Consider the following 24,013-nt stretch of genomic DNA (forward strand, 5'->3'; position numbering starts at 1 on the left):
GGGCAGAATTGACCGTCGTGCCGGTTCACGCACTTGTCCCGTCCCGCCAGGGAGGGAGCGACCCGGCCACCCTAGAAGGAGAACCACCATGAAGCAGGGCATCCACCCTGAATACGTGGACACCCAGGTGACCTGCACCTGCGGCAACACGTTCACCACCCGTAGCACGCTGACCAAGGGCAGCATGAGCGCCGATGTGTGCGCCGAGTGCCACCCGTTCTACACCGGCAAGCAGAAGATCCTCGACACCGGCGGCCGCGTCGCCCGCTTCGAGAAGCGCTACGCCAAGAAGTAGCTTCCACGGACGAACGCCTCGTCGGGTCATGGGCCCGGCAGGCGTTCGTTTCATTTTGTCCCCAAGCCAGCACCATCGAGGATCTCCATGTTCGACAACGCGCAGCCCTCATCGACGAGTTCCACGACCTGGAGGCGCAGCTGGCCGACCCGGAGCTGCACGCCGACGTGACCCGCTCCCGCAGGGTGGGAAGGCGCTATGCGGCGCTCCGCCCCATCGTGGAGGGCATCGAGGAGTTCCGCCGCCTGACCGACGACCGTGAGGCGGCGGCCGAACTGGCCCTGGACGACGCGTCGTTCGCAGACGAGGTGGCCGAGCTCGACGCCGCGTTGGAGGCGTCGACCGCGAAGCTGACCAGGCTGTTGGCCCCGCGCGATCCCAACGACGACGCCGACGCACTGCTGGAGATCAAGTCGGGGAGGGCGGCGAGGAGTCGGCGCTGTTCGCCGGAGACCTCCTGAAGATGTACACCCGCTACGCCGAGCAGGTGGGGTGGAAGGTCGAGGTGCTCGATGCGCAGGACACCGACCTCGGCGGCTACAAGTCCGTCACCGTCGCGGTGAAGGCCACCGGCCACCAGGAGGGCGGCCCCTACGGCAGACTGAAGTTCGAGGGAGGCGTACACCGCGTGCAGCGCGTCCCCGTCACCGAATCACAGGGACGCATCCACACGTCGGCCGCCGGTGTCCTCGTGATGCCCGATGTGGAGGCCGACGAGGTCGAGCTCAACGACGACGACCTGCGCATCGACGTCTACCGCTCATCTGGCCCCGGCGGCCAGGGGGTCAACACCACCGACTCGGCCGTGCGCATCACGCACCTGCCCACCGGTGTCGTGGTGAGCTGCCAGAACGAGCGCTCGCAGCTGCAGAACCGCGAATCGGCGATGCGGATGCTGCGGGCCCGGCTGACCCAGCTCGCGGAGGCGCAGGCGGCCGCGGCCGCCTCCGACGCCCGCAAGTCCCAGGTGCGCACCGTCGACCGCTCGGAACGCATCCGCACCTACAACTTCCCCGAGAACCGCATCACGGACCACCGGATCGGCTACAAGGCCCACAACCTCGACCAGGTGCTCGAGGGCGCCATCGGCCCGGTGCTGGACGCGCTCGCCGAGCAGGACCTCGCCGAACGGCTCGCGGAGGTCGGCGGGTGAGTGAGGCCGCCTTCCGGCTCGCGGACACCCTGGCACGCACCGGTTCCCGAGCCCCGGCCCGAGGCGCGCACGATCGTGGCGCACGTGCTCGGGGTTCACCCGGCGCGCCTCATCCTCATCGACGGCGTCACCCCCGCCCAGCAGGAGCGGATCGACGAGCTCGCCGCGCGCAGGGCGGCCGGTGAACCCGTGCAACACCTGACGGGGTCGCCCACTTCCGGCACGAGACGCTGGCCGTCGGGCCCGGCGTGTTCATCCCCGCCCCGAGACCGAGGTCATGGTGGGCTGGGCCCTCGACCGGCTCGCGGCCCGGGACGGCCGCCGCGTGGTCGAGCTGTGCGCCGGCTCCGGCGCCATCACGGCCGCGCTCACCGGCGAGATCGGCGGCATCGAGGCGCACGCCGTCGAGGTCGATCCCTCCGCGTTCACCTACCTGCAGCGCAACCTCCACGGCCGCGCCGTCGACCTTCGCCACGGCGACATGGCCGATGCCTTCCACGACCTCGACGGCACCGTCGACCTCGTGATTGTCAACCCGCCCTACGTGCCGGAGGGGCTACGGCCGTTCCTGCCGAGCGATGTCGTCGACCACGACCCGGAGCTCGCCCTCTTCTCCGGCGCCGACGGGCTCGATGCGATCCGGGTGGTCGCCGACGTGGCCATGCGGCTCCTGGCCCCGGCGGCCTGCTCGCCACCGAGCACGACGACTCGCACGGCGACGCCGTTCTCGAGGTGCTCGGTTCGGCCGGCCTCGCCGATGTCGCCGGGCATCCGGATCTCACGGGTCGGCCCGATTCGCCACCGCCTGCAAGCCCTAGGATGAAGCCGTGACTGAACCCGCGCGTGTCTACAACCTGTCGATCGACCCGGACACCGGTCTGGCCGAGGCGGTCGCTGCGGTGCGGTCCGGTGCGTGCATCGTGTTGCCGACCGACACCGTCTACGGGATCGGGGCCGACGCCTTCGACGGCGCAGCGGTGCAGGGGCTGCTCGACGCGAAGGAACGCGGCAGGGACATGCCCCACCCGTGCTGATCGCGGAACCCTCCATGCTGCGCGCCGTCGCAGACGCAGTGCCCGAGGCGGCCACTGCGCTCGCCAAGGCACTGTGGCCCGGTGCGCTGACGCTCGTGCTGAAGGCCCAGTCGCGCAGCACCATGGACCTCGGGGAGACGAACGGCACCATCGCGGTGCGGGTGCCCGACCACGACGGGGCCCGGGAACTGCTCCGCCGCACCGGCCCGCTCGCCGTCAGCTCGGCCAACGTGTCGGGCCAGCCGGCGGGCCTCACCTGTGAGGAGACGCTCGCGCAGCTCGGAGACCGGGTCGCGGTCTATCTCGACGGTGGACCCGTCAGCGGGGAGTGGCCTCCACCATCGTCGACTTCGCCTCGACCGAGATGGGCCAGGTGCTCCGTCAGGGTGCCATCGGGCTCGAGACACTGCGGGAGTTCGCCCCGACGTCCGGCCGCTCGAGGAGCCCACCCCGGCCGAGGAAACCACCCCGGTCGATGAGCCCGGGAGGAAGGAGCGGCCGAGGCGGCCGTCCCGCCCGAGCAGGCCGGGCCAGAGAAGGCCTGACTTGCGCGAATACCTTCTGGTGCTGCTGATCGCGGCCGGCGCCACCTACCTCTTCTCAGGCGTGTGCCGGGGTCTCGCCGTGCGCCTGGGCGTGATGGCGAAGGTCCGCAGCCGTGACGTGCACACCCACCCGATCCCGTACCTGGGCGGGGTGGCGATGTTCGGCGGGCTCGTGGTGGCGTTCCTGATCGCGCTGCAGATGCCGTTCCTCGGCAAGTACGCGCTGGTCGCGCACGACGCCTCCGCGGTGCTGTGGGCGGGGCTGATCATCACCGTGGTCGGTGTGATCGACGACCGTTACGACCTGAACCCCTCATCAAGCTCTCCGGCCAGGTGCTCGCCGCCGGCGTCGCCGTGCTGCAGGGCGTCCGGTTGTACTGGATCCCGCTCCCGAACCGGCTCATCGGGCTCGACGACACCTCGAGCATCATCATCACGGTCATCGTCATCGCGGTGTGCGTCAACGCGGTCAACTTCGTCGACGGGCTCGACGGCCTCGCGGCAGGCGTCGTCGCGATCGGATCGGGCGCCTTCTTCAGCTACACCTACGTGCTCGCCTACGTGCAGGGGCTCGAGCGCGCGACCACAGCCAGCCTCGTCACCGTCGCGACCTGCGGTATCGCGGTGGGCTTCCTTTTCCACAACTGGCACCCGGCGAAGATGTTCATGGGTGACTCCGGAGCGATGCTGCTGGGCCTGCTGATGGCCATGAGCGCCATCTCCTACACCGGCCAGCTCGACTCGTCCGCGCTGCCCGGTACCGGCACCGACTTCGTGCCGGCACTGCTGCCGATCCTGCTGCCGGTCGCCGCGCTGGCCCTTCCGCTGGTCGACCTCATCACCGCGTGGGTGCGCAGGGCGTGGCGCGGGCAGCACCCGTTCTCGGCGGACAAGCAGCACCTCCACCACCGCCTGATCGCCCGTGGCCACTCGCACTGGGGCGCGGTGCTCCTGATGTACGGCTGGACGGCCGCCGTGTCCGTCGGGCTGGTCGCCGTCGCTCTCGTGCCCGTCACGGCCACCGTCTGGATCGTCATCGGCTCGCTCGGGGTGCTCGGCGTGCTGACGCTGTGGCCCGTTCGCACCGCCCCGGCCGAACTCGGCGGCGCGGAGGCCGACATCGTCGACAAGGTCGATCCGTCGTGAGCGGTCGTCGGGTGACGGCCGCCACCCGGCGCGCCAGGCAGATGATGCTCGGCGGTGTCGTGCTCGGCCACGTCGTCGGCATCACCATCATCGGGCTCGGCCTGGCGATCGGGGGCCGGACGCGGCCCTGACCGCGGCGCTCGGCTTCGCCGCAGTCGTGATCTTCTACAGCATCGGACAGGCCCTCGAGGTGGTCGCATCCGAACTCGAGCCCATGCAGGGCCTCGGCCTGGTGCTGGTCAGCTACGCCGTCCGGGTGATCGGCATCGCTGCCGGTCTGTGGGCCCTGCTGAGCCTGCCCGCGCTGGCGCCCGGATCCTTGACGGGTGGCTGGTGCTCAGCATTGCGGGAACCGTGATCGGCTGGGTGACCGGCGTGGTCATTGTCGCCTCGAGGCAACGCGTACCCGTCTACGACACCGATTACGAACCCCCGCAGACAGCTGATCCGACGGGTGGTATGGGACGACGCGCCCCCAAGATGAAACAGTGGCGAGTTTCCGCTAGGCTCAACCCCGATGGGCACCACACCAACGCCACCCGGGGACAACGACAAGGGTCCTTCGGGCAATGAGGACGGCATGGTCGTTCTCAGCTACATCCTCGCGGGAATCATCTTCTACGGGGGCTGGGTTGGGCCGGTGACTATTTCTTCAACACCTCGTGGCTGTTGCCGGTGGGCCTGATTCTGGGACTCATCTTCAGCCTGTACTTGATCATCAAACGATACGGGAGCGGTACGTGACACTGGGGCTACTTCCGATGGAGACCGGCGGAGGCTACACACCGCCCGGCGTCGACGACTTCAAGTGGGATTCCTGGTTCCCCGACCTGGCGTGGCTGAGCTGGCTGAACAAGCCCTCGGCCCAGGCGATCATCGGTGCCGCCCTCGTCATCGCGCTGTGGCTCATCGCGTCGCGCAGGCTGAAGATCCAGCCCTCCAAGGGCCAGTTCCTCGCCGAGTACGTCTACGAGTTCGTGCGTAACGGCATCGCCCGCGACATCCTGCACGCCGACTTCCGCAGATTCCTGCCCTACCTCCTCGGCCTGTTCTCCTTCCTGCTGGTGAACAACTGGTTCGGCGAGTTCTTCCTGTTCATGTACCCGACCTTCTCCAACGTCGGCTACGCCTACGGTCTGGCGATCCTTTCGTGGCTGATCTACGTGGGCGCCGGCTTCAGGAAGTGGGGCTTCGGAGGCTTCCTCAAGAAGGCACTCATTCCCGAGGGCGTGCCCGGCTACCTGCTGCCGATCGTCATCCCGCTCGAGTTCCTCGCGACCTTCATCACCCGCCCATCACGCTCGCGCTGCGTCTGTTCGCCAACCTGTTCGCCGGACACCTCGTCGTGCTGGTGTTCGTGGTCGGAGGCGGATTCCTGATCACCTACGCCAACAACACGTTCTACAACGTAGCCGGTGGCGTGTCGATGGCCTTCAGCCTGGTGATCCTCCTGCTGGAGCTGTTCATCGGCGCCCTGCAGGCCTACATCTTCACGGTTCTCACCGCCCAGTACGTGTCGACCTCCATCGCCGAGGCGCACTAAACCCAAACCGACTTCCCGGCCGCCATGGGTCGGGTAAGCCATCCGAAAGGAAAACGCATGTCCCTCCTCGAAATCGACGGCTCGCTGAACATGATCGGCTACGCGATCGCCACGATCGCCCCGGCCCTGGGTGTCGCCTGGATCTTCGCCTCCGTCATCAACGGCACCGCCCGTCAGCCTGAGGCCCGTGGCGCAATGATGAGCACCGCCTTCATCGGCTTCGCCGTGGTTGAGGCCCTCGCCATCATCGCCATCGCTCTCGCCTTCGTTCTCTGAGCCGCGTCATGGTCCCCACTACCGGGGTGCTCCAGGAGCTCGATCTCGGGCCGCTGTTGCCCCACCACCTCTCGGAGGTGATCGTCGGCATCATTCTGATGCTGATCATCTTCGTGATCATGTGGAAGGTTGTCGTTCCCGCCTTCGAGAAGATGTACGAGGAGCGTTCGGACAAGATTGAAGGCGGCATGCAGCGCGCAGCCGCGGCCGAGGCCAAGGCGGAGGCGGCGCTCGCCGACTACACCGACCAGCTCGATGCCGCCCGTGAGGAGGCGGCCCGGATCCGGGAGGACGCCAAGAACCAGTCCGCCACGATCCTGGCCGAGGCCCGCGACAAGGCGCAGAAGGATGCCTCGCGCATCCTCGAGTCCGGTCGGGTGCAGTTGGAGGCCGAGCGTGCGCAACTCGTGCACGAACTCCGTGGCCAGGTCGGCGGCATGGCCACCGACCTCGCGGGCAAGATCGTCGGCGAGTCGCTCTCGGACGATGAGCTGGCCAAGCGCACGGTTGACCGCTTCCTCGCTGAGCTCGAGTCTGCAGGTCAGGCACGATGAGCGCCCGCGACGCAGCAACCGCTGCCCTCGACACGGCCGTGGCAGGCATCGATACCGATGCGACCACGGCGGCCGAGGTGTTCGCCGTCGTCGATCTGCTCGACGGTCAGCCCATGCTGCGTCGATCGCTGTCGGATCCCTCCGCCACGCCGGAGAACCGTGCCGCGCTCGCCGGGCGACTGTTCGACGGTAGGGTCTCCGCCTCCACCGTCGCCGTCATCGCCGAGGCCGTGAAGGCGGCCTGGCCGGGCGCAAACGCACTCGTGTCGGGCCTTGAGCGGCTCGGTGTGCGCATCGCGCTCCGGGCCTCGAAGGCAGCGGGCTCGCTGGCCCGCGTCGAGACGGAGCTGTTCTCGTTCTCCCGCACTGTGGACGACAACGCGGAGCTCGCGGCGGCACTGCGCAGCCTCGCCTACCCCCTCGAGGGGAAGCGTGAGCTGGTCGGCAGGCTGCTGACCGGCCGGGTCGATCCCGTGACGGCACAGCTCGCCTCGCGCGCGGTGAGGGCACGGCGGCGGACCCTTCCGCTCACGATCGGTTCCTACCTCAAGATGGCCGCGGACATGGCGGGGCAGAAGATCGCCCGCGTCACCGTCGCGCGCCATCTGGACGAGACGCAGACGGCCCGCCTCAAGGCAGGTCTCGAGGCGCAGGTCGGTGCCGAGGTCACGCTCCAGATCCACGTGGACCCTGATGTCCTCGGCGGTATCAGCGTCTCCATCGACGACGACGTGTACGAATCAACCGTTGCTGCCCGGCTCGAAGACGCCCGCAGGCAACTCATCAACTTGTGAGAATCAGAAAGTAGGACGCAATGGCTGAACTCACCATCAGTCCGGACGAGATCCGCAGCGCCCTGGACGAGTTCGTCCAGGCCTTCGAGCCCCAGGGCGCCGAGCGCACCGAGGTCGGCACCGTCATCAGCTCGGGCGATGGCATCGCCCGCGTCGAGGGTCTGCCCTCGGCGATGGCAAACGAGCTGCTCAGCTTCGAGAATGGCACTCTCGGTATCGCCCTGAACCTGGACGAGCGTGAGATCGGCGTCGTCGTCCTCGGCGATTCCCAGGGCATCGACGAGGGCTCGATCGTGCACGGCACGGGCGACGTCCTCTCCGTGCCCGTCGGCGACGGCTACCTCGGTCGCGTCGTCGATGCGATGGGCAACCCGATCGACGGCCTCGGCGAGATCACCGGCATCGAGGGACGCCGCGCGCTCGAGCTGCAGGCCGCCGGCGTCATGGACCGCCAGGAGGTCCGCGAGCCGCTGCAGACCGGCCTCAAGGCCATCGACGCCATGATCCCGATCGGCCGTGGCCAGCGTCAGCTGATCATCGGCGACCGCAAGACCGGCAAGACGGCCATCGCGATCGACACGATCATCAACCAGAAGGCCAACTGGGCCTCTGGCGACCCGAAGAAGCAGGTCCGCTGCATCTACGTCGCCGTCGGCCAGAAGGGCTCGACGATCGCAGAGGTGCGCTCGACCCTCGAGGACGCAGGCGCGCTCGAGTACACGACCATCGTGCACGCCCCCGCCTCCGATCCCGCGGGCTTCAAGTACATCGCGCCCTACTCCGGCTCGGCCATCGGCCAGCACTGGATGTACCAGGGCAAGCACGTCCTCATCGTGTTCGACGACCTGACCAAGCAGGCCGAGGCCTACCGCGCCATGTCGCTCCTGCTGCGTCGTCCCCCGGGCCGTGAGGCGTACCCGGCGACGTGTTCTACCTCCACTCCCGCCTGCTCGAGCGTTGCGCCAAGCTGTCCGACGAGCTCGGCGGCGGTTCGATGACCGGTCTGCCGATCATCGAGACGAAGGCCAACGACGTGTCGGCCTACATCCCGACCAACGTGATCTCGATCACGGACGGCCAGATCTTCCTGCAGTCCGACCTGTTCAACGCGAACCAGCGTCCCGCGGTCGACGTGGGCGTGTCGGTGTCGCGAGTCGGTGGTGCCGCGCAGGTCAAGGCCATGAAGCAGGTCGCAGGCTCGCTGAAGCTGAACCTGGCCCAGTACCGCGACATGCAGGCCTTCGCCATGTTCGCCTCCGACCTCGACGCGGCGACCCGCCGTCAGCTCGAGCGCGGCGCGCGCCTCACCGAACTGCTGCGCCAGGGCCAGTACGCCCCGTACGCGGTGGAGGACCAGGTCGTCAGCGTGTGGGCAGGCATCGAAGGTCTCTTCGACGACGTCCCGGTCGACGACGTGCTGCGCTTCGAGCAGGAGTTCATCGACTACCTGCGTCACAACTCCGACGTGCTCCAGGGCATCGCCGGTGACTTCCTCTTCGGCGACGACCGCAAGGCCGCCACCGAGAACGCGATCGGCGATTTCAAGAAGATCTTCCGCACCTCCGAGGGCAAGCTCCTCGTCGGTCGCGAGGAGCACACGCCGCTCAGCAACGAGGAAGTCGGCCAGGAGACGATCGTCCGCCAGAAGCGGGGTTAATCCAGATGGCAAGCAGTCTGCGTGAGCTTCGTCAGCGTCGCAAGTCCGTTACGACGACCAAGAAGATCACCCGCGCCATGGAGCTCATCGCGGCCTCGCGGATCGTGAAGGCCCAGCAGGCCGTCCGCTCCGCGCTGCCCTACACCCGTGAGCTCACCAAGGCGGTCTCCGCGCTGGCGACCATCCACGACGTCGAGCACCCGCTGCTCGACGACGTGGAGCAGCCGAAGCGCGCGGCGATCCTCCTTGTCACCTCCGACCGGGGCCTCGCAGGTGCCTACTCGACCAACGTCATCAAGGCGGGCGAGCAGCTCAACGCGAAGCTCACGGGCGAGGGCCAGGAGGTCCTGCACTTCATCACGGGCCAGAAGGGCGTCGCGTACTTCGACTTCCGGAACCGTGGGATCGAGCAGTCGTGGACCGGTTTCTCCGACCGCCCCTCCTACGCCGACGCCCGGGAGATCGCGGACGTGCTGCTCCAGCGCTTCCTGCGGCCCACCGAGGAGGGCGGCGTCGACGAGATCCACCTGGTCTACACCCGCTTCAAGTCGATGCTCACGCAGACGGCCGTGGCGATCCGCCTCCTCCCTCTGGTCGTCACTGACGCGCCGGGCAACGGGAACGGTAACGGGAACGGGGAGGTTCTTCCGTTCTACGACTTCGAGCCGGATGCGGCCACGGTGCTGGACGCGCTGCTGCCGCTTTATGTCGCCAACCGGATCCACACGGCGCTCCTCCAGGCGAGCGCCTCGGAGCTGGCGAGCCGCCAGCGCGCGATGAAGTCGGCCACCGACAACGCCGAGTCGCTGATCCAGCAGCTCACCCGCGAGGCCAACCAGGCCCGTCAGGCGGAGATCACCCAAGAAATCACTGAAATCGTCGGTGGCGCCTCGGCGCTGGCCGAAACTGCCGGAAACGAATGAGGTAACAAATGACTGCAACTCTGAGCGAGACGCAGCCGGCCACCACCGGTGGTGTCGGTCGCGTTTCCCGCGTCATCGGCCCGGTTGTGGACGTCGAGTTCGCGGCCGACCAACTCCCGGGATCAGCAATGCGCTGACCGTCGAGACCGAGCTGATGGGCGAGAAGAAGACCATCACCCTCGAGGTCGCCCTGCAGATCGGCGACAACATGGTGCGCGCCATCTCCCTGAAGCCGACCGACGGCATGCGCCGCGGCGCGGAGGTCACCGACACCGGCGCCCCCATCACGGTGCCCGTCGGCAACGTGACCAAGGGCCACGTCTGGAACGTGACCGGAGACGTGCTCAACGTCGACCCCTCGACCATCGAGGTCACCGAGCGCTGGCCGATCCACCGTCCCGCCCCGAAGTTCGACGCGCTCGAGCCGCGCACCGAGATGCTGGAGACCGGCATCAAGGTGCTCGACCTCCTGACCCCTACGTGAAGGGCGGCAAGATCGGCCTCTTCGGAGGCGCGGGCGTCGGCAAGACGGTCCTCATCCAGGAGATGATCTACCGCATCGCCCACAACTTCGGTGGCACCTCGGTGTTCGCCGGCGTGGGTGAGCGCACCCGTGAGGGCAACGACCTCATCAACGAGATGGAGGAGGCCGGGGTCCTCAAGGACACCGCGCTCGTGTTCGGGCAGATGGACGAGCCCCCGGGCACCCGTCTGCGCGTGGCGCTCTCGGCGCTCACGATGGCGGAGTACTTCCGCGACGTGGAGAACCAGGACGTGCTGCTGTTCATCGACAACATCTTCCGCTTCACGCAGGCGGGCTCCGAGGTGTCGACGCTGCTCGGCCGCATGCCGTCCGCGGTGGGTTACCAGCCGAACCTCGCCGACGAGATGGGCCAGCTCCAGGAGCGGATCACCTCGACGAAGGGGCACGCCATCACGTCGATGCAGGCCATCTACGTGCCTGCCGACGACTACACCGACCCCGCACCGGCCACGACGTTCGCGCACCTCGACGCGACCACCGAGCTGTCGCGTGAGATCGCCTCGCGTGGCCTGTACCCGGCCGTGGATCCGCTGACCTCGTCCAGCCGCATCCTCGACCCGCAGTACATCGGCCAGGAGCACTACGACACCGCGGTGCGCGTCAAGCAGATCCTGCAGCGCAACAAGGAACTCCAGGACATCATCGCCATCCTGGGTATCGATGAGCTGTCCGAGGAGGACAAGATCATCGTGAACCGGGCGCGCCGCATCCAGCAGTTCCTGTCGCAGAACACCTACACCGCCGAGAAGTTCACCAACGTGCCCGGCTCGACGGTGGCGCTCGCCGACACCATCGAGGGCTTCCAGATGATCTGCCGCGGCGACGTGGACCACATCGCGGAGCAGGCGTTCTTCAACGTCGGTGGCATGGACGACGTCATGGCCGCGTGGGACAAGATCCAGAAGGAACTCTGACCCATGGATCGTGCACCGCTCGAAGTTGAGGTCGTCTCGGCCGACCGGGTTGTCTGGTCGGGTGAGGTCGTCAACGTCATCGCGCGCACCGTCGAGGGCGACATCGGCATCCTGCCGGGTCACGAGCCGTTGCTTGCGCTGCTCGTGCCCGGGGTCGTCGAGGTCGTGACGGCAGACGGTCGCAGTGAGTCGATCGCGATCGACGGTGGCTTCATCTCGGTCGCCGACGGTCACGTGTCGATCCTCAGCCAGATGGCCCAACTCGGCCACGAGGTCGGCATGGAGGAGGCCCTCAACAAGGCCTCCACCCTGGAGGCCAAGGCGCTGAAGGGCGAGGCCAACGACGACGAACTGCATCACCTGCGGATCCTGCAGGCCCAGATCAGGGCCGGCAAGTCGGCAAGACCCAACTGATGAACATATCGCTCAGGGCGGCCTCTCCGGGGGCTGCCCTGAGCGCATGATAGGGTAGGGGAGGTACTTCACATGCCGTGGCAGGTGGTGCTCGTGGCGATCATCGTCGTCGCCGTCGTGATGCTGCCCTTCGTCATGCTCTACCTCCGCCGCCGCTGGCTCACCGGCCAGGGCGGCCTCTTTGACTGCGCCTATCAGCTGCCGGACGTGCCGGGGCCCGGCTGGATGCTCGGCGTGGCCCGCTACCGGCGCGACCAACTGGAGTGGTTCCGGGCGTTCTCGATGAGCCTGCGGCCGCGGTACTCGTTCCCGCGGGCCACCACCACTTACATCCACCAGCGCACCCCCAGGGCCTTGAGGCCATCGCGCTGTTCGAGGGATCGGTCGTCGTCACGGTGCAGGACCGCCTGACCGGCGCCACCAGTGCGCTGTCCATGGCGAGCGACGAGGCGTTGGCGCTGATGAGCTGGCTGGAGTCGGCTCCCCCGGCAGCCACTACCTGTCGACGTCGCCCGACTCCCCGTAGCCCCTCACGCCTTCGCGGGTCGCTCCCGATCGGTGCCCTGGACCCACAGCACCTCGGCCTCGGTGCCGTTGGCGACCCGGCTCATGATGAACAGCAGGTCGGACAACCGGTTCAGGTAGGTGATCGCCAGCGGGTTGATCCCTCCGATGTCGGTGCCGAACTCCTCGCGGCAGCGCCATGCCGCCCGCTCCGCCCTGCGGGTGATGGTGCGCGCCACGTGGAGCTGCGCCCCCGCCGGGGTGCCGCCTGGGAGGATGAAGCTGCGCAGCACCGGCAGCTGCTCCTGCAGCTCGTCGCACCAGGCCTCCAACCGGTCGATGGAACGCTGTTCGATGCGCAGCGGCGGCCACTTCGGTTCCGGATCGAGCGGCGTGGACAGGTCCGCGCCGACGTCGAAGATCTCGTTTCGGATCAGCGCGAGCATCTCGACCACGCGGTCGGGGAGGCCGCCGAACGCGACGGCGAGGCCGATGGCGGAGTTGGCCTCGTCGGTGTGCCCGTAGGCCTCGACCCGGAGGTCGGTCTTGGCCACCTCCGAGTTGTCGGAGAGCCGGGTCGTGCCGCCGTCGCCGGTGCGGGTGTAGATCTTCGAGAGGGTCACCATGCGCCCAAATCTACCGGGTCGGGGCCCGTCCCGGTTCGGTCCCGCGGCGGGTGGTGTGTCATGGTTGTGGTGTGCAGAAACGAGTCATCCCCCTCCTTGTCGCGTCGCTGTCGCTAGCGGGCCTGACCGCGTGCGCCGACGCGAACACGTCCAACGCGGGCGGCGAGATCCCGCCAACTCCGTGCAGTGCTCCTACCCGGCCGACGGTTCGCCCGCCAAGCCGGTCGATCCGCCGTCGGAGTGGGCACCCGCGGCGGGCGAGGTCACGGTGACGCTGCGGCTCACCGCCGGTGACGTGCCGATCACGATGGACAGGGCGAAGGCGCCGTGCACCGTCAACTCGGTCGTCTCGCTCGCCGAGCAGGGCTACTTCGACGACACCCAGTGCCACCGCCTCACCGACTACGGCATCTTCGTGCTGCAGTGCGGCGACCCGAGCGCAACCGGCACCGGTGGCCCCGGCTACACCTTCGCCGATGAGGTCGATCCCTCGCTCACGTACGGGGCAGGCACCGTCGCGATGGCCAATCGTGGGAGGGACACCAACGGCTCCCAGTTCTTCCTGGTCTACGCCGACACGCAGCTGAGCCCCGACTACACCGTCTTCGGGACCATGGACCAGGCCGGCATCGATGTCGTCGGGGCATCGCCGCGCAGGGCGTCGACGCCGTGGACGGCACGTCGCCGATCGCTGAGGCGAAGATCACCGAGGCCGTCCTCGGCTGATCTCAGTCGGAGCCGGTGAGGAAGCGGCGGCACACCACGAGGAAGGCCTCCGGGTCATCCGAGTGGACCCAGTGCCCCGCCCTCTTCAGGGTGATCTGGAACATCCGCGGAAAGTACGCGCGCATCGGCGGCACATGCTCCGGCTGGACGTACGGGAGCGTCCCCCGTGACCCAGAACACCGGCCCCTCGAAGCTGGCGTCGATCTCGGCCCAGCCGCCCACCTGGTGCAGCGAGTCGCCGAGCAGGTCGAGGTTGGCTGCCCACGACCAGTGCTGGCCCTTGTGGCGGAGGTTCTGCAGCAGGAAGCGGCGCACGACGTCGTCGGGGATCTCATCGGTCAGGTCACGGTCGGCCTGGGTCCGGCTCGTGACCCGGTCGATGTCAAGGTGGCGCAGCGCCGCGACGAGGGCGTCGAACGACTGCGCCGCCTCGTTCCGGGCGGGGAGATGTCGACCACCATCAACCGGTCGATGAGCTCTGGGCGTCGCAGCGCGAGCCGCATCCCGATCTTGCCTCCGAGTGAATGGCCGATGAGCGCGACCGGTCCGTCGAAGGTCTCCGTAATCCAGTCGGCGACAGCGTCGGCCTGGCCGTCGAGGTCGAACTCCTCGGTCCATGGTGAGCGGCCGTGGTTGGGCAGGTCCACGAGGTGGCAGGTCGCCACGTCGCCCAGCGCCGTCGCTACGGAACTGAAGTTCTTGCCCTGCCCGAACAGCCCGTGCAGGAACACCACCTGGCGGGGTCCGGAGCCGATGACGGTGTCGTACAGATTCACGTGGCTATGCTCCAACAGTGGGTGTGCCAGTGCCGGCGCACCTCGAGGCCCGATTCGTTGCCGACGGGTGGGGTTGCGGGCCACACGACGACGTGGGCCGTTCCGGGGGCCACGCGTCGTGCGCAGCCAGGGCAGGTGTATTCCTTCTCGGCGCGGCCCGCGGGGACGTCGCGCACGATGTAGTCTCCCCTCCACGGGTCATGCGGCGCTGTGCTCCGCCGGCCAGCAGCGGCCGCGGTTGACGCAGGTGTTTGGAGGGGCGTCTGGCCATCAGAAGAGCCGCTCGTCGGCGTTGTCCATGCCGCGCAGGGCGTCGTAGTCGATGAGGCGCCACTCGATGCCGCGGTCGGCGGCCAGCGTGCGGGCCTGGGGCTTGATCTGCTGCCCGGCGAAGATGCCGCGCACCGGCGCGAGCTGCGGGTCGCGGTTCATCAGCTCGAGGTAGCGGGTCAGCTGCTCGACGCCGTCGATCTCTCCGCGTCGCTTCACCTCGACCGCGACGTAGCGGCCGTCACCGTCGCGCAGCAGCAGGTCCACCGGGCCGATGGGGGTCAGGTACTCGCGCTGCACCAGCGCCAGGTCGTCGCCCAGCGTCGCCGGGTGTTCGGCCAGCAGCACCTGCAGGTGGGCCTCCACGCCGTCCTTCTGCAGCCCGGGGTCGATGCCGAGCTCGTGGGCGCTGTCGTGCAGCACATCGGCCAGCGAGATGCGCAGCGTGTCGCCGTCCTTCGACCTGACCTGCCACACCTCGGAAACACCGAGCGCCTCGACAGCCTCTGCGTCGGGCTCCGTGACGGTGAGGGTGCAGGGAGGGCTCATCCAGTTGAGGGGCTTGTAGGCGCGGTCGTCGGCGTGCACCGAGACGGATCCGTCGGCCTTCACGAGGATGAGGCGGGTGGCCATGGGCAGATGGGCGGTCAGTCGACCTACGTAGTCGACCTGACACCGGGCAATCACCAAACGCACCGCAACAACCTACCCCGCCTTCACGAAGCGTCCAAAGCGGGCCGCACGATCTCGCGGTAGAGCAGGAGCACTCCGGCGGTCGTGGGGATGGCGATCACGGCCCCGATCACGCCGAACAGCATGCCGCCGATGATGGCCGACAGCACGACGAGCGCTCCCGGCACCTTCACCGTGCGCTTCATCACGGTGGGATAGATCACGTAGGCGTCGAACTGCTGGTAGATCAGGAAGTAGATGATCGTGGCGATGCCGATGCTCGGGTTGACGGCGAAGCCGACGATGGCCACCGACACCATGGCCAGCGACGAGCCGACCAGCGGGATGAAGCAGAACATCGCCACCACGAACGCCAGCGCGAGCGAGTAGGCGCTGAGGCCCGCGAAGTTCATGAAGACGAAGGAGCACACCGAGGCCACCGTGACAATGACGAACATGCCGGTGATGTAGCCGGAGACGCCGCGGAAGATCTCGTCGGCCAGGTACCTGGCGCGGGCCCTCCTGCTGCCGGGGCCAGCGCGTAGATGGTCTCCTTGATCGTCGGCAGGGAGGCCAGGAAGTAGATCGTGAGCACCAGCGTGACAATCACCGAGAACACGAGGTTCGCGACCAACTTGCCCGCGCCCATCACGCCGCCGAAGAGGCTGTTGATGAGGCTTCCCGACGCGATGAACGCCTGGATCTTCTCGACCACCTGGTACTGCTCCTCGAACTCGCGCAGCTGCGGGTGCTCGGCAAGGTTCTGCAGGAGGACCGGAAGCCGCCTGCTCAGGGCGGTGGCCTGCTCGGTGAGGATCGGCACCAGCGCGGTCACGCCCAGCGCGATCACGCCCAGCGTGGCCAGCGCCACGATCGTGACCGCGAAACCGCGGGGGACCCGGCGGCGGGTGAAGAACTCGACGGCCGGATTGAGGCCGAGCGCCAGGAACATCGCGAGGACCACCAGGATCAGGACGCTCTGCACCGTGAGCATCGCCTGGCCCAGCGCGATGGCGACCAGGACGCCCGCGGCGCCCAGGAATCCGACGATGAAGGGGGAGCGCTGCTTGCGTTCCAGATGCGTCGGTTCCGCGGGTGGAACCGGGATCAGCTCGGGAACCGGCGGGGAGCGATGAACGCCTTTGCGCCGCGGCCGGCCGCCCGGATGACGCGGGACGCGCCGCGTCGCAGCCATGAGCGCTTCTTCGCGCCGGTGGCCGGTTCGGGGGCCTGCAGCGAGGTGTCGTTGTCGTCGACTCCCTCGGAGGGTTGTGCCCTGTCTGTCACGACTCGGCTTCGCGGGCAATGACGGCGGTGACCTCATCGGAGAACTGGGCGCCGGACTCCTCCGCGAGGGCCCGCAGGTTGTTCAGCTGGCCGAGCGCGTTGGAACGCCTGGCTTCGAGGGAGGCGATCTCGCGGGTCAGCTGCTCCCTGCGCCAGGCGATCCGCTCCTCGAGGTCGGTCTCCTGCTGCCGGGCCCGCTCGCGCATGGTGCTGAGGGTGGCCTCCGACTCGCGGGTGGCGGCGAGCCGGATCTCCTCAGACTGCCGCAGGGCCTCCTGACGGATGCGGTCGGCCTCCAGACGGGCTTCCGCGGCACGGGCCGCCGCCGCGTCGGCGTCCCTGTCGGCCTGTGCCAGGCGTGCGGTGACGGTGTCCTCGGCGGCCCTGGCGGTGGCGGTGGTCTTCGCGAGGGAGTCCTCCGCGGCCTTGTGGGCGGTGGCGATGATCTCGGAGGCCTTGCGCTCGGCCTCCTGCTCGCGCCGCAGCGCCTCCACGCGGGACGTCTCCGCGAGGGCATCACACTTCTGGGTGGTGGACTCCACCATCGTCTGCGCCCGCTGCCGCGCATCCGCGAGGTGCAGATCGGCGTCCCTCCTGGCCGTCTCGAGGGCAGCGGCGCCCGCCTCGGCCTGCTCCTGACGCAGCTGCCGCAGGCCGGAGAGCCCCGTGAGGCGCACATCGTCGGCCTCCTGCTGGGCGGCCTCCCGTAGCGCGGCGGCGGTGCGACGGGCCTCCGTCTTGATGCGTTCCGCCTCGTGCACGGCCCGGTCGACAATGTCACCGGCCTGCGCCTCGGCCGCCTTCAGCAGCCCGGTCGCGTGCGCGCCGAGCCGGGTGAAGTCCGTGGCCCCGACCTCCGAGCGCACGAAGGCCACCTCGCGGGACCTCTCGCGCAGCTGCATCTTGAGCTGGGTCACCTTCGACTCCACCTCGCGGACGTAGCTGTCCACCGAGTGCTTGTCGTAGCCGAGCATCGAGTGGGGAAGTTCCCCGCGGCGCTCGCGCTGTCCTCGAACAGGTTGAGGCCGGTCTCTTCGGTGTCGAAGTCACGGGTGGGTTCGGTCACGGTGGTCCTTTCGGTCTCCTGATGGTGAGCCTAGTCGCTCGGCGCTCCGGAACGCCGGTGGAAACACGCGCGGGGCGGGACGGTTCAACAACCGTCCCGCCCCGCAAAAGGCGAGCCCTGTCCGGCTCAGTGCTCCGTGGGCTCCTTGGGCAGTTCAACGAGCTCGAGGAGGACCCCGCGGGCATCCTTCGGGTGCACGAAGTTGATGCGGGAGCCGCCGGTGCCGCGCTTGGCCTCGGGGAACAGGAGACGCATGCCGCGCTCCTTGAGGACGGCGCTGACGTGGTCCAGATCGGCGACGCGGTAGGCGAGCTGCTGCATGCCGGGGCCGTTGCGGTCGAGGAACTTCGCGATGGTGGAGTTCTCGTTCAGCGGGGCGAGCAGCTGGATCTTGGCGTTCTCCTCACCCTGCTCCCCGGTGCCGATCATGGCCTCGGCCACGCCCTGCTCCTCGTTGATCTCGCGGTGGAGCTCGCGCCAGCCGAAGACCTCGCTGTGGAACTTGACGGCCTCATCCAGGTCAGGAACGGCGAGACCGACGTGATCGATGCAGATGAACAGATCAGAATTATCCATGGCCCCAGTTTTCCATACGGCGAGTCGCGGATGCCGTCGGGGTCCCCGTCGGGCACACTAGGAAGCCGGGACGAGCGGAGGAGGAACTCGTGGGTACCTGGATCAAGAAGATCCTGCTGATTCTCATCGTGGCCTTCGTGCTGTTCTACCTGTTCACGCGGCCGGAGGCGGCCGCGGAGGCCGTGCGCACGTTCTTCGGTGCGTTCGAGTCGATCGGGACGTTCTTCACCACCCTGGCGAGCTAGCCCGCAGATGGCCGTCGTGGGGCGGTTCCTCGCGCCGGACATCTCGGCGCATCTGCTCACCGTCGAGGGTGAGGTCGTCATAGACGAGGTCCGCAAGCACTGGGCGGCCACGTTCGGTTGGCACTGCCTGATGGCGCTGAGCATCCCGCTGTTCGTCTTGATGGTCCCGCGGGGGCGCTGTTCTGGATCCCGCTGCTCGCCGGGTTCGCGGTCCTCGGCCTCGGAGCGTGGAAGGTGCACGTCGCCTACATGGACCGCTTCGTGATCACCAACATGCGCGTGTTCCGCGTCCATGGCGTCTTCAACACCCACCTGGCGACGATGCCGATGAGCCGCATCCTCGACATTTCGATGGCACGACCCCTGGCCGGGCAGTTGTGCGGGTACGGCCACTTCGTGTTCGAGTCGGCAGCGCAGGACCAGGGGCTGCGCGACATCCGTTACGTGGGCCGCCCCGAGGAGCGTGACCTCACGATCCAGCGCGTCATCCAACTCTCCGGCCTGCGCCAGACCATGCAACTGGAGCGGTGGACGACCGGAGAGCCGGACGACGAGGACGGAACCTGATCAGGCGAGGGCCGCGTCGACGAGCGTGCGGGCCGCGGCCTGCACCTCGGTGAGGTGGTCGGCGCCCTTGAGGGACTCCGCATAGATCTTGTACTTGTCCTCGGTGCCGGAGGGCCGAGCCGCGAACCAGGCGCTGTCCGTGGTCACCTTGATGCCGCCGATCGCGGCGCCGTTGCCCGGAGCATGCGAAAGGACGGCGGTGATCGGCTCACCCGCCAGCTCGGTCACGGTCACGTCGTCGGAACTCAGCTTCGCAAGGCGCGCCTTCTGGGCGCGGTCGGCGTCGGCGTCGACCCGGGCGTAGTACGAGCGCCCGAACTCGGCCTCCAGCTCTGCGTAGTGCTGGCTCGGGGTCTTCCCGGTCACGGCGAGGATCTCGGAGGCAAGCAGGGCGAGCAGGATGCCGTCCTTGTCGGTGGTCCAGGTGCGGCCGGCCAACGTCAGGAACGACGCGCCCGCCGACTCCTCGCCGCCGAAGCCGATGGAACCGTCGGTGAGCCCGGGAACGAACCACTTGAACCCTACGGGCACCTCGACGAGGCGGCGCCCGAGCTTCGCTGCGACCTTGTCGATCAGCGACGATGACACGAGCGTCTTGCCGACGCCGGCGTCCGCGGCCCAACCGGGCCGGTTGGCGAACAGGTAGTTGATGGCGACCGCGAGGTACGCGTTCGGGTTCATCAGGCCCGCGTCGGGCGTGACGATGCCGTGCCGGTCGGAGTCGGCGTCGTTCCCGGTCGCGATCGAGTAGCCGGAGCGCTGCTGCACCAGCGAGGCCATCGCGTTGGGCGAGGAGCAGTCCATCCGGATCTTGCCGTCTGTGTCGAGGGTCATGAAGCGCCAGGTCGGGTCGACCGTCGGGTTCACGACGTCGATGGGGAGGCCCTGCTCGGCGAGGAACTGCCAGTACTGCACCGAGGCTCCACCCATCGGGTCGGCGCCGTGCCGGAGGCCCGAGCCGCGGATGGCATCGAGGTTCAGCACGAGCGAGAGCTCGTTGCAGTACGGGGTCCGGTAGTCGTAGCGGCCCACCTCACCGGCGATCTGCCCGTACGGGCGTCGGACGATGGACCGGTAGCCTCCGAGCAGTTCGTTGGCCCGCGCCGCGATCACCGAGGTGGCGTCCGTGTCGGCCGGGCCGCCGTTGGGCGGGTTGTACTTGAAGCCGCCGTCGCGCGGCGGGTTGTGCGAAGGGGTGACGACGATGCCGTCGGCGAGCGCGTCGGCGCGGCCGTCGTTGTAGCGGATGATCGCGCGGGACACGGCCGGGGTCGGCGTGAACTCGTCCTCGCGCTCCGCGAGGACCTCGACACCGTTGGCGTGGAGCACCTCGATGGCCGTCTTCCAGGCGGGAAGCGACAGGGCGTGGGTGTCCTTGCCGATGAACAGCGGGCCGGTGGTGCCCTGCGCGGCCCGGTACTCGACGATCGCCTGCGTGGTGGCCGCGATGTGCGCCTCGTTGAACGCGGTGTCGAGGCTGGAGCCGCGGTGCCCGGACGTACCGAAGACGACCTGCTGGTCGGGGTTGGAGGGATCGGGAACCAGGTCGTAGTAGGCGGCGGTTACCGCGTCCACGTCGATCAGATCGGAATCCTGTGCCGGTAGGCCGGCGCGCTCATGTGCCATGGGCCCCATCCTATGGCCGTCCGGTTGAAGCCACGCGGACACCCGGCCAAGATAGAGCCCATGACCGATGCGAACTTCAGCCGCCCAGGCGCCGTCGACCTCTCCTCCCTCGGCGGGAGTGCGGCAGCCGCACCCTCCAACGGTGGGTATGTCACCACCCTCACCGAGGCCGACTTCCAGGCCGTGGCCAGCAGGTCGCTCCAGCACCCCGTCATCGTGGAGTTCCACTCGCCACGCGACCCGGCGGGGCAGGCCGTCTCCGATGCGCTCGCCGACCTCGTCAACGCCGCAGGTGGCCGGTTCCTGCTTGCCCGCGTGGATGTCGACGCCGAGCCGCGCCTCGCGCAGGCACTGGGCGTGCAGGCCGTGCCGACGGTGGTGGCGCTGATCGGCGGCCAGATGGCCCCGCTGTTCCAGGGCACGCAGTCGCGCGAGGAGATCTCCGCTGTGCTCGACCAGGTGGCCCAGCTCGCCGTCGCCAACGGCATGACGGGCCGGGCGGAGCCGGTCGCGGGGCCCCCGCGGTGGGCGACGAGTCCGCCGTCCCCGCAGCCAACCCCGCTTCGAGAAGGCCGACGCCGCGCTCGAGGCCGGTGACTTCGCGCGCGCCGTCGAGGAGTTCGATGCCCTCCTGAAGGAGACCCCGAGCGACCCGGAGGTCATCGCGGGGCGCGCCCAGGCGGCGCTGCTCGACCGGAGCAGGTCGTTCGACGCCCCCGCGATCGTGCGGGCCGCTGCCGAGCGTCCTGACGACGTGGCCGCGCAGTTCGACGCCGCTGACCTCGAGATCATCAACGGCCGCTACGAGGAGGCCCTCGACCGCCTCCTCGGGCTTGCCGCCGAGCTGCCCGCGGACGAGCGCGACCCCGTCCGGCTCCGCCTCCTCGAACTGTTCGAGGTGATCGGGCGCACGGACAAGGTCGTGCTCAAGGCGCGCCGGAGGCTCGCCACCGTCCTGTTCTGAGCCGCCTACCCGCGTCAGCGGTCGACCCGGGCCGCACCGCCGCCCGCCACCTTGAGCACCTCGGCCAGGGTGGCCATGGAGGTGTCGCCGGGGTCGTCATGGCCAGCGCCCCGTGTGCCGCCCCGTACCCGACGGCGACCTCGAGGGCTGCCCGGTGATGAGGCCGTAGATCAGGCCGCTGGCGAAGGAATCCCCGCCGCCGACCCGGTCGAAGATCTCCAGGTCCCGCTGCGGGGCCTGGACGAGCCCCTCCGTCCTCGACCAGGCGAGCGCCGACCAGCCGTTGCGCGAGGCGCTCTCGACGGTGCGGAGCGTGGTGCCGACGACCTGGATGCCGGGGAAGTCCGCGGCGACCCGCTCGATCATCCGCGCGTAGCTGTCGGTGGGAGGCTGCTGAGGTTCTCGTCGACTCCCTCGACCTCGAACCCGAGGGCGGCGGTGAAGTCCTCCTCGTTGCCGATCATCACATCGACGAGCTCAGCGAGGCCGCGGTTGACGCGCTGGGCCTCCGCCTGGCCACCCAGCGTCCGCCACAGGGAGGGGCGGTAGTTCAGGTCGTATGAGATGACGGTGCCGTGTTCGCGGGCCTTGTCCATCACGGCGCGGGCGGTGACGGCGGCCTGTTCCGAGAGTGCCGCGTAGATGCCGCCGGTGTGCAGCCAGCGCACCCCGAGCGTGCCGAAAAGGTGGTCGAGGTCCAGGTCGGAGGGCAGCATCTGCGAGATCGCCGTGTGCCCCTGTCCGAGGTGCCGACCGCGCCGCGCACCCGTAACCCCGTTCCGTGAAGTTGAGCCCGTTGCGGGCGTCGCGGCCGATGCCGTCGAATGCGCGCCAGTGCATGTGCGACAGGTCGACGCCACCGGCCATCATGAGCTCGGCGATCAGTGCCCCGACCTCGTTGTCCACCAGCGAGGTGAGGACCGCCGAGCGCAGCCCGAAGACCTTCCGCAGCCCACGCACGACGTTGTACTCACCGCCGCCCTCCCAGGCATGGAAGGTGCGGGCGGTCCGCGTCCGGGCGTCGCCGGGATCGAGGCGCAGCATCACCTCCCGAGGCTGACGGCGTCGTAGGCGCATTCGGAGGCGGGGCGCAGGGCGAGTGTCATGATGCTCCGTCGTGGTTGAGGGTGGAGAGGGAGGAGACGGGGGCCACGGCCTCCGCGCACAGCGACGCGATCCGCTCGGTGTCGCCGGCGTCGATGGCGGCCGAGGGCACCATCCAGGAGCCGCCGACTGCTGCGACCTGCGGGAGCGCCAGGTATTGACCCACGTTGGCCGGGCCGATGCCGCCGGTGGGGATGAAGCTGAGCCCGCCGAAGACCGAGCCGAGAGCCTTCAGCGCGGCAGCGCCCCGACGATGGAGGCGGGGAAGAACTTCACGTGGGTCAGCCCGAGCGACAGGGCCCGCATGATCTCGGTCGCGGTGACCGCCCCGGCACCACGGGCACCCCCTGCGCGTCCGCGAACCGGACGACATCCTCGTCGAGGCCGGGGGAGACCAGGAACCGGGCGCCCGCGGCGAGCGCGTCGCGCGCCTGTGCCGCGTTGAACACCGAGCCCGCACCGACGAGGAGGTCCTCGCGGCCGGCGATGGCGGCGATGGCGTCGAGGGCAGCGGGGGTGCGCAGCGTGACCTCCGCGACCGGCAGCCCACCGGCCACGAGCGCCTCGGCGAGGCCGGCGGCGCGTTGCGCATCGTTGATCACGACGACGGGATGAGGCGGTACCTGGTGAGGTCGGCCATGGTGATGCTCATGCGGACTCCTGGGTTGAGGCGAGGACGGAGGACGGGGAGGGAACGGCCGCCCGGCCGACGACCTCCCCGGTGGGGCGAGGGCCACGACAGCGTGGCCCTCCTGGAGCGCGACGACGAGCCAGCCGTCGACGAGCGCGTGGTGCCGTGGGCAGCCGCCCGGCAGGTCGAAGGTGTGCCCGGGGGTGAGCGTGAGGCCGACCATGAGGTGTTCCCTGATGCGGGAGCAGCCACGGCACCCGACGAGGATGCTGTCGCCGTGGCAGGTGACGTGCGCCAGCGCAGGTGTGGCGCAGTCACACGCCGGGAACGAGCCGACGGGGACGGCGGTGGCCGTGGCGGCGTCCCACCGTGCGACGTGCAACCGGCCGTCCAGTTCGCCCGCGATCACGAGCGCGGCGCCGTCGTCGGTGAACACGGCGTGGCGCGGGCCGCTGCCCGGAGGAAGCGTCGCCGCCACCCCCGCGGGATGAGCCGTCCGGTCTCCGGGTCGGGCCGCATGCGCCACACGGTGTCACTGCCGAGGTCGTTGACGAGCAGGACCTCCCCACCGGGGCGGGGTA

Annotated in this window: 26 protein-coding genes and 9 pseudogenes; 23 read left to right on the forward strand and 12 right to left on the reverse strand. The window is 68.9% G+C overall.

Going from position 1 to position 24,013, the window contains the following annotated elements; all coding sequences use genetic code 11:
- The first annotated feature begins 88 nt into the window (after positions 1 to 88).
- The 17 genes and pseudogenes from rpmE (at position 89) to G7085_RS21060 (ending at position 12,203) form a co-directional block, all read left to right on the forward strand.
- Positions 89 to 295 carry a 50S ribosomal protein L31 gene (rpmE, locus tag G7085_RS20980; RefSeq protein ID WP_197512386.1) on the forward strand — a complete coding sequence of 69 codons (207 nt, stop codon included), beginning with the start codon at positions 89 to 91 and terminating at the stop codon, positions 293 to 295.
- A gap of 87 nt (positions 296 to 382) precedes the next feature.
- Positions 383 to 1,448: pseudogene (gene prfA, locus G7085_RS20985) on the forward strand (peptide chain release factor 1).
- Positions 1,449 to 1,643: pseudogene (locus G7085_RS35865) on the forward strand (peptide chain release factor N(5)-glutamine methyltransferase); the annotation flags it as partial.
- Positions 1,644 to 1,725: 82 nt separating this feature from the next.
- Positions 1,726 to 2,271, forward strand: coding sequence for a methyltransferase (locus G7085_RS20995; RefSeq protein ID WP_197512387.1), 546 nt, complete (start codon positions 1,726 to 1,728; stop codon positions 2,269 to 2,271).
- A gap of 46 nt (positions 2,272 to 2,317) precedes the next feature.
- A pseudogene (locus tag G7085_RS21000) lies at positions 2,318 to 2,906 on the forward strand (L-threonylcarbamoyladenylate synthase); the annotation flags it as partial.
- Between the two features lie 122 nt (positions 2,907 to 3,028).
- Positions 3,029 to 4,130: pseudogene (locus tag G7085_RS21005) on the forward strand (MraY family glycosyltransferase); the annotation flags it as partial.
- 200 nt (positions 4,131 to 4,330) lie between these two features.
- Positions 4,331 to 4,531 (forward strand): hypothetical protein, encoded by a 201-nt coding sequence (locus G7085_RS21010; RefSeq protein WP_197512389.1) that lies wholly within the window; start codon positions 4,331 to 4,333, stop codon positions 4,529 to 4,531.
- A gap of 159 nt (positions 4,532 to 4,690) precedes the next feature.
- Positions 4,691 to 4,858 carry a hypothetical protein gene (locus G7085_RS21015; protein ID WP_197513131.1) on the forward strand — a complete coding sequence of 56 codons (168 nt, stop codon included), beginning with the start codon at positions 4,691 to 4,693 and terminating at the stop codon, positions 4,856 to 4,858.
- Between the two features lie 76 nt (positions 4,859 to 4,934).
- A pseudogene (atpB, locus tag G7085_RS21020) lies at positions 4,935 to 5,716 on the forward strand (F0F1 ATP synthase subunit A).
- A gap of 57 nt (positions 5,717 to 5,773) precedes the next feature.
- Positions 5,774 to 5,992: an ATP synthase F0 subunit C gene (gene atpE, locus G7085_RS21025; protein ID WP_187721774.1), complete on the forward strand. Its 219-nt coding sequence runs from the start codon at positions 5,774 to 5,776 to the stop codon at positions 5,990 to 5,992.
- Between the two features lie 8 nt (positions 5,993 to 6,000).
- Positions 6,001 to 6,546, forward strand: a complete 546-nt coding sequence (locus G7085_RS21030; protein WP_197512391.1) for a F0F1 ATP synthase subunit B — start codon at positions 6,001 to 6,003, stop codon at positions 6,544 to 6,546.
- Complete coding sequence (locus tag G7085_RS21035) at positions 6,543 to 7,340, forward strand: F0F1 ATP synthase subunit delta (RefSeq protein ID WP_231979777.1); 798 nt, start codon at positions 6,543 to 6,545, stop codon at positions 7,338 to 7,340. The genes G7085_RS21030 and G7085_RS21035 overlap by 4 nt, the downstream gene beginning before the upstream one ends.
- 20 nt (positions 7,341 to 7,360) lie before the next feature.
- Positions 7,361 to 8,997: pseudogene (gene atpA / locus G7085_RS21040) on the forward strand (F0F1 ATP synthase subunit alpha).
- A 5-nt stretch (positions 8,998 to 9,002) separates the two neighbouring features.
- Positions 9,003 to 9,920, forward strand: coding sequence for a F0F1 ATP synthase subunit gamma (locus tag G7085_RS21045; protein ID WP_197512394.1), 918 nt, complete (start codon positions 9,003 to 9,005; stop codon positions 9,918 to 9,920).
- Between the two features lie 8 nt (positions 9,921 to 9,928).
- Positions 9,929 to 11,378, forward strand: a pseudogene (gene atpD / locus G7085_RS21050) (F0F1 ATP synthase subunit beta).
- 3 nt (positions 11,379 to 11,381) lie between these two features.
- A complete protein-coding gene (locus G7085_RS21055; RefSeq protein WP_197512395.1) occupies positions 11,382 to 11,792 on the forward strand; it encodes a F0F1 ATP synthase subunit epsilon in 411 nt (136 codons plus the stop codon).
- A 72-nt stretch (positions 11,793 to 11,864) separates the two neighbouring features.
- Positions 11,865 to 12,203: a DUF2550 family protein gene (locus G7085_RS21060; RefSeq protein ID WP_197512396.1), complete on the forward strand. Its 339-nt coding sequence runs from the start codon at positions 11,865 to 11,867 to the stop codon at positions 12,201 to 12,203.
- A gap of 119 nt (positions 12,204 to 12,322) precedes the next feature.
- On the opposite strand, the gene G7085_RS21070 is transcribed toward G7085_RS21060, so the two are convergent.
- Positions 12,323 to 12,922: a cob(I)yrinic acid a,c-diamide adenosyltransferase gene (locus G7085_RS21070; RefSeq protein WP_197512397.1), complete on the reverse strand. Its 600-nt coding sequence runs from the start codon at positions 12,920 to 12,922 to the stop codon at positions 12,323 to 12,325.
- Positions 12,923 to 13,103: 181 nt separating this feature from the next.
- On the opposite strand from G7085_RS21070, the gene G7085_RS28385 reads away from it, so the two are divergent.
- Positions 13,104 to 13,667: a peptidylprolyl isomerase gene (locus G7085_RS28385; protein WP_331715862.1), complete on the forward strand. Its 564-nt coding sequence runs from the start codon at positions 13,104 to 13,106 to the stop codon at positions 13,665 to 13,667.
- A 35-nt stretch (positions 13,668 to 13,702) separates the two neighbouring features.
- Here the strand turns inward: G7085_RS28385 and G7085_RS21080 are convergent, their stop codons facing one another.
- The 7 genes and pseudogenes from G7085_RS21080 to mce form a co-directional block, all read right to left on the reverse strand.
- On the reverse strand, positions 13,703 to 13,963 hold the full coding sequence (locus G7085_RS21080) for a hypothetical protein (RefSeq protein ID WP_197512398.1): 261 nt from the start codon (positions 13,961 to 13,963) through the stop codon (positions 13,703 to 13,705).
- Between the two features lie 23 nt (positions 13,964 to 13,986).
- Positions 13,987 to 14,424 carry an alpha/beta fold hydrolase gene (locus G7085_RS21085; protein ID WP_197512399.1) on the reverse strand — a complete coding sequence of 146 codons (438 nt, stop codon included), beginning with the start codon at positions 14,422 to 14,424 and terminating at the stop codon, positions 13,987 to 13,989.
- Positions 14,425 to 14,694: 270 nt separating this feature from the next.
- The gene (gene nucS / locus G7085_RS21090) at positions 14,695 to 15,390 is read right to left on the reverse strand and encodes an endonuclease NucS (protein WP_197512400.1); all 696 of its coding nucleotides are present in this window, start codon (positions 15,388 to 15,390) and stop codon (positions 14,695 to 14,697) included.
- A 20-nt stretch (positions 15,391 to 15,410) separates the two neighbouring features.
- A pseudogene (locus tag G7085_RS35870) lies at positions 15,411 to 16,690 on the reverse strand (AI-2E family transporter).
- Positions 16,650 to 17,603, reverse strand: a complete 954-nt coding sequence (locus G7085_RS21100; RefSeq protein WP_197512402.1) for a hypothetical protein — start codon at positions 17,601 to 17,603, stop codon at positions 16,650 to 16,652. Before G7085_RS21100 ends, G7085_RS35870 begins: the two are co-directional and overlap by 41 nt.
- Complete coding sequence (locus tag G7085_RS21105) at positions 17,567 to 17,719, reverse strand: hypothetical protein (protein WP_197512404.1); 153 nt, start codon at positions 17,717 to 17,719, stop codon at positions 17,567 to 17,569. Before G7085_RS21105 ends, G7085_RS21100 begins: the two co-directional genes overlap by 37 nt.
- A 126-nt stretch (positions 17,720 to 17,845) precedes the next feature.
- Complete coding sequence (gene mce / locus G7085_RS21110; RefSeq protein WP_197512405.1) at positions 17,846 to 18,295, reverse strand: methylmalonyl-CoA epimerase; 450 nt, start codon at positions 18,293 to 18,295, stop codon at positions 17,846 to 17,848.
- 89 nt (positions 18,296 to 18,384) lie between these two features.
- On the opposite strand from mce, the gene G7085_RS21115 reads away from it, so the two are divergent.
- The 3 genes from G7085_RS21115 to G7085_RS28405 are packed head-to-tail and all read left to right on the forward strand — an operon-like array spanning position 18,385 to position 19,107.
- Positions 18,385 to 18,540: a hypothetical protein gene (locus G7085_RS21115; RefSeq protein WP_197512407.1), complete on the forward strand. Its 156-nt coding sequence runs from the start codon at positions 18,385 to 18,387 to the stop codon at positions 18,538 to 18,540.
- A gap of 16 nt (positions 18,541 to 18,556) precedes the next feature.
- Positions 18,557 to 18,805: a hypothetical protein gene (locus G7085_RS28400; RefSeq protein ID WP_231979779.1), complete on the forward strand. Its 249-nt coding sequence runs from the start codon at positions 18,557 to 18,559 to the stop codon at positions 18,803 to 18,805.
- On the forward strand, positions 18,790 to 19,107 hold the full coding sequence (locus G7085_RS28405) for a PH domain-containing protein (protein ID WP_231979780.1): 318 nt from the start codon (positions 18,790 to 18,792) through the stop codon (positions 19,105 to 19,107). Before G7085_RS28400 ends, G7085_RS28405 begins: the two co-directional genes overlap by 16 nt.
- Here G7085_RS28405 and pgm read toward each other — a convergent pair whose 3' ends face one another.
- Positions 19,108 to 20,733 carry a phosphoglucomutase (alpha-D-glucose-1,6-bisphosphate-dependent) gene (gene pgm, locus G7085_RS21125; RefSeq protein WP_197512409.1) on the reverse strand — a complete coding sequence of 542 codons (1,626 nt, stop codon included), beginning with the start codon at positions 20,731 to 20,733 and terminating at the stop codon, positions 19,108 to 19,110. It abuts the gene before it with no gap.
- A 60-nt stretch (positions 20,734 to 20,793) separates the two neighbouring features.
- Here pgm and G7085_RS21130 point away from each other — a divergent pair, with 60 nt between their 5' ends.
- Together G7085_RS21130 and G7085_RS21135 are read left to right on the forward strand one after the other, a co-directional pair.
- A complete protein-coding gene (locus G7085_RS21130) occupies positions 20,794 to 21,330 on the forward strand; it encodes a thioredoxin domain-containing protein (protein WP_197512411.1) in 537 nt (178 codons plus the stop codon).
- A gap of 157 nt (positions 21,331 to 21,487) precedes the next feature.
- Complete coding sequence (locus tag G7085_RS21135; protein WP_331715863.1) at positions 21,488 to 21,697, forward strand: tetratricopeptide repeat protein; 210 nt, start codon at positions 21,488 to 21,490, stop codon at positions 21,695 to 21,697.
- A gap of 14 nt (positions 21,698 to 21,711) precedes the next feature.
- Here the strand turns inward: G7085_RS21135 and G7085_RS21140 are convergent.
- From G7085_RS21140 to G7085_RS31435, 3 genes and pseudogenes are all read right to left on the reverse strand, one after another.
- Positions 21,712 to 22,803, reverse strand: a pseudogene (locus G7085_RS21140) (sugar kinase).
- Positions 22,800 to 23,174 carry a beta/alpha barrel domain-containing protein gene (locus G7085_RS31430; protein ID WP_269451941.1) on the reverse strand — a complete coding sequence of 125 codons (375 nt, stop codon included), beginning with the start codon at positions 23,172 to 23,174 and terminating at the stop codon, positions 22,800 to 22,802. The pseudogene G7085_RS21140 and the gene G7085_RS31430 overlap by 4 nt, the downstream one beginning before the upstream one ends.
- Positions 23,083 to 23,958, reverse strand: a complete 876-nt coding sequence (locus G7085_RS31435; RefSeq protein ID WP_331715864.1) for a beta-propeller fold lactonase family protein — start codon at positions 23,956 to 23,958, stop codon at positions 23,083 to 23,085. Before G7085_RS31435 ends, G7085_RS31430 begins: the two co-directional genes overlap by 92 nt.
- Between the last annotated feature and the right edge of the window lie 55 nt (positions 23,959 to 24,013).

It is taken from the genome of Tessaracoccus coleopterorum (assembly GCF_011174705.1).
GTDB lineage: Bacteria > Actinomycetota > Actinomycetes > Propionibacteriales > Propionibacteriaceae > Arachnia > Arachnia coleopterorum.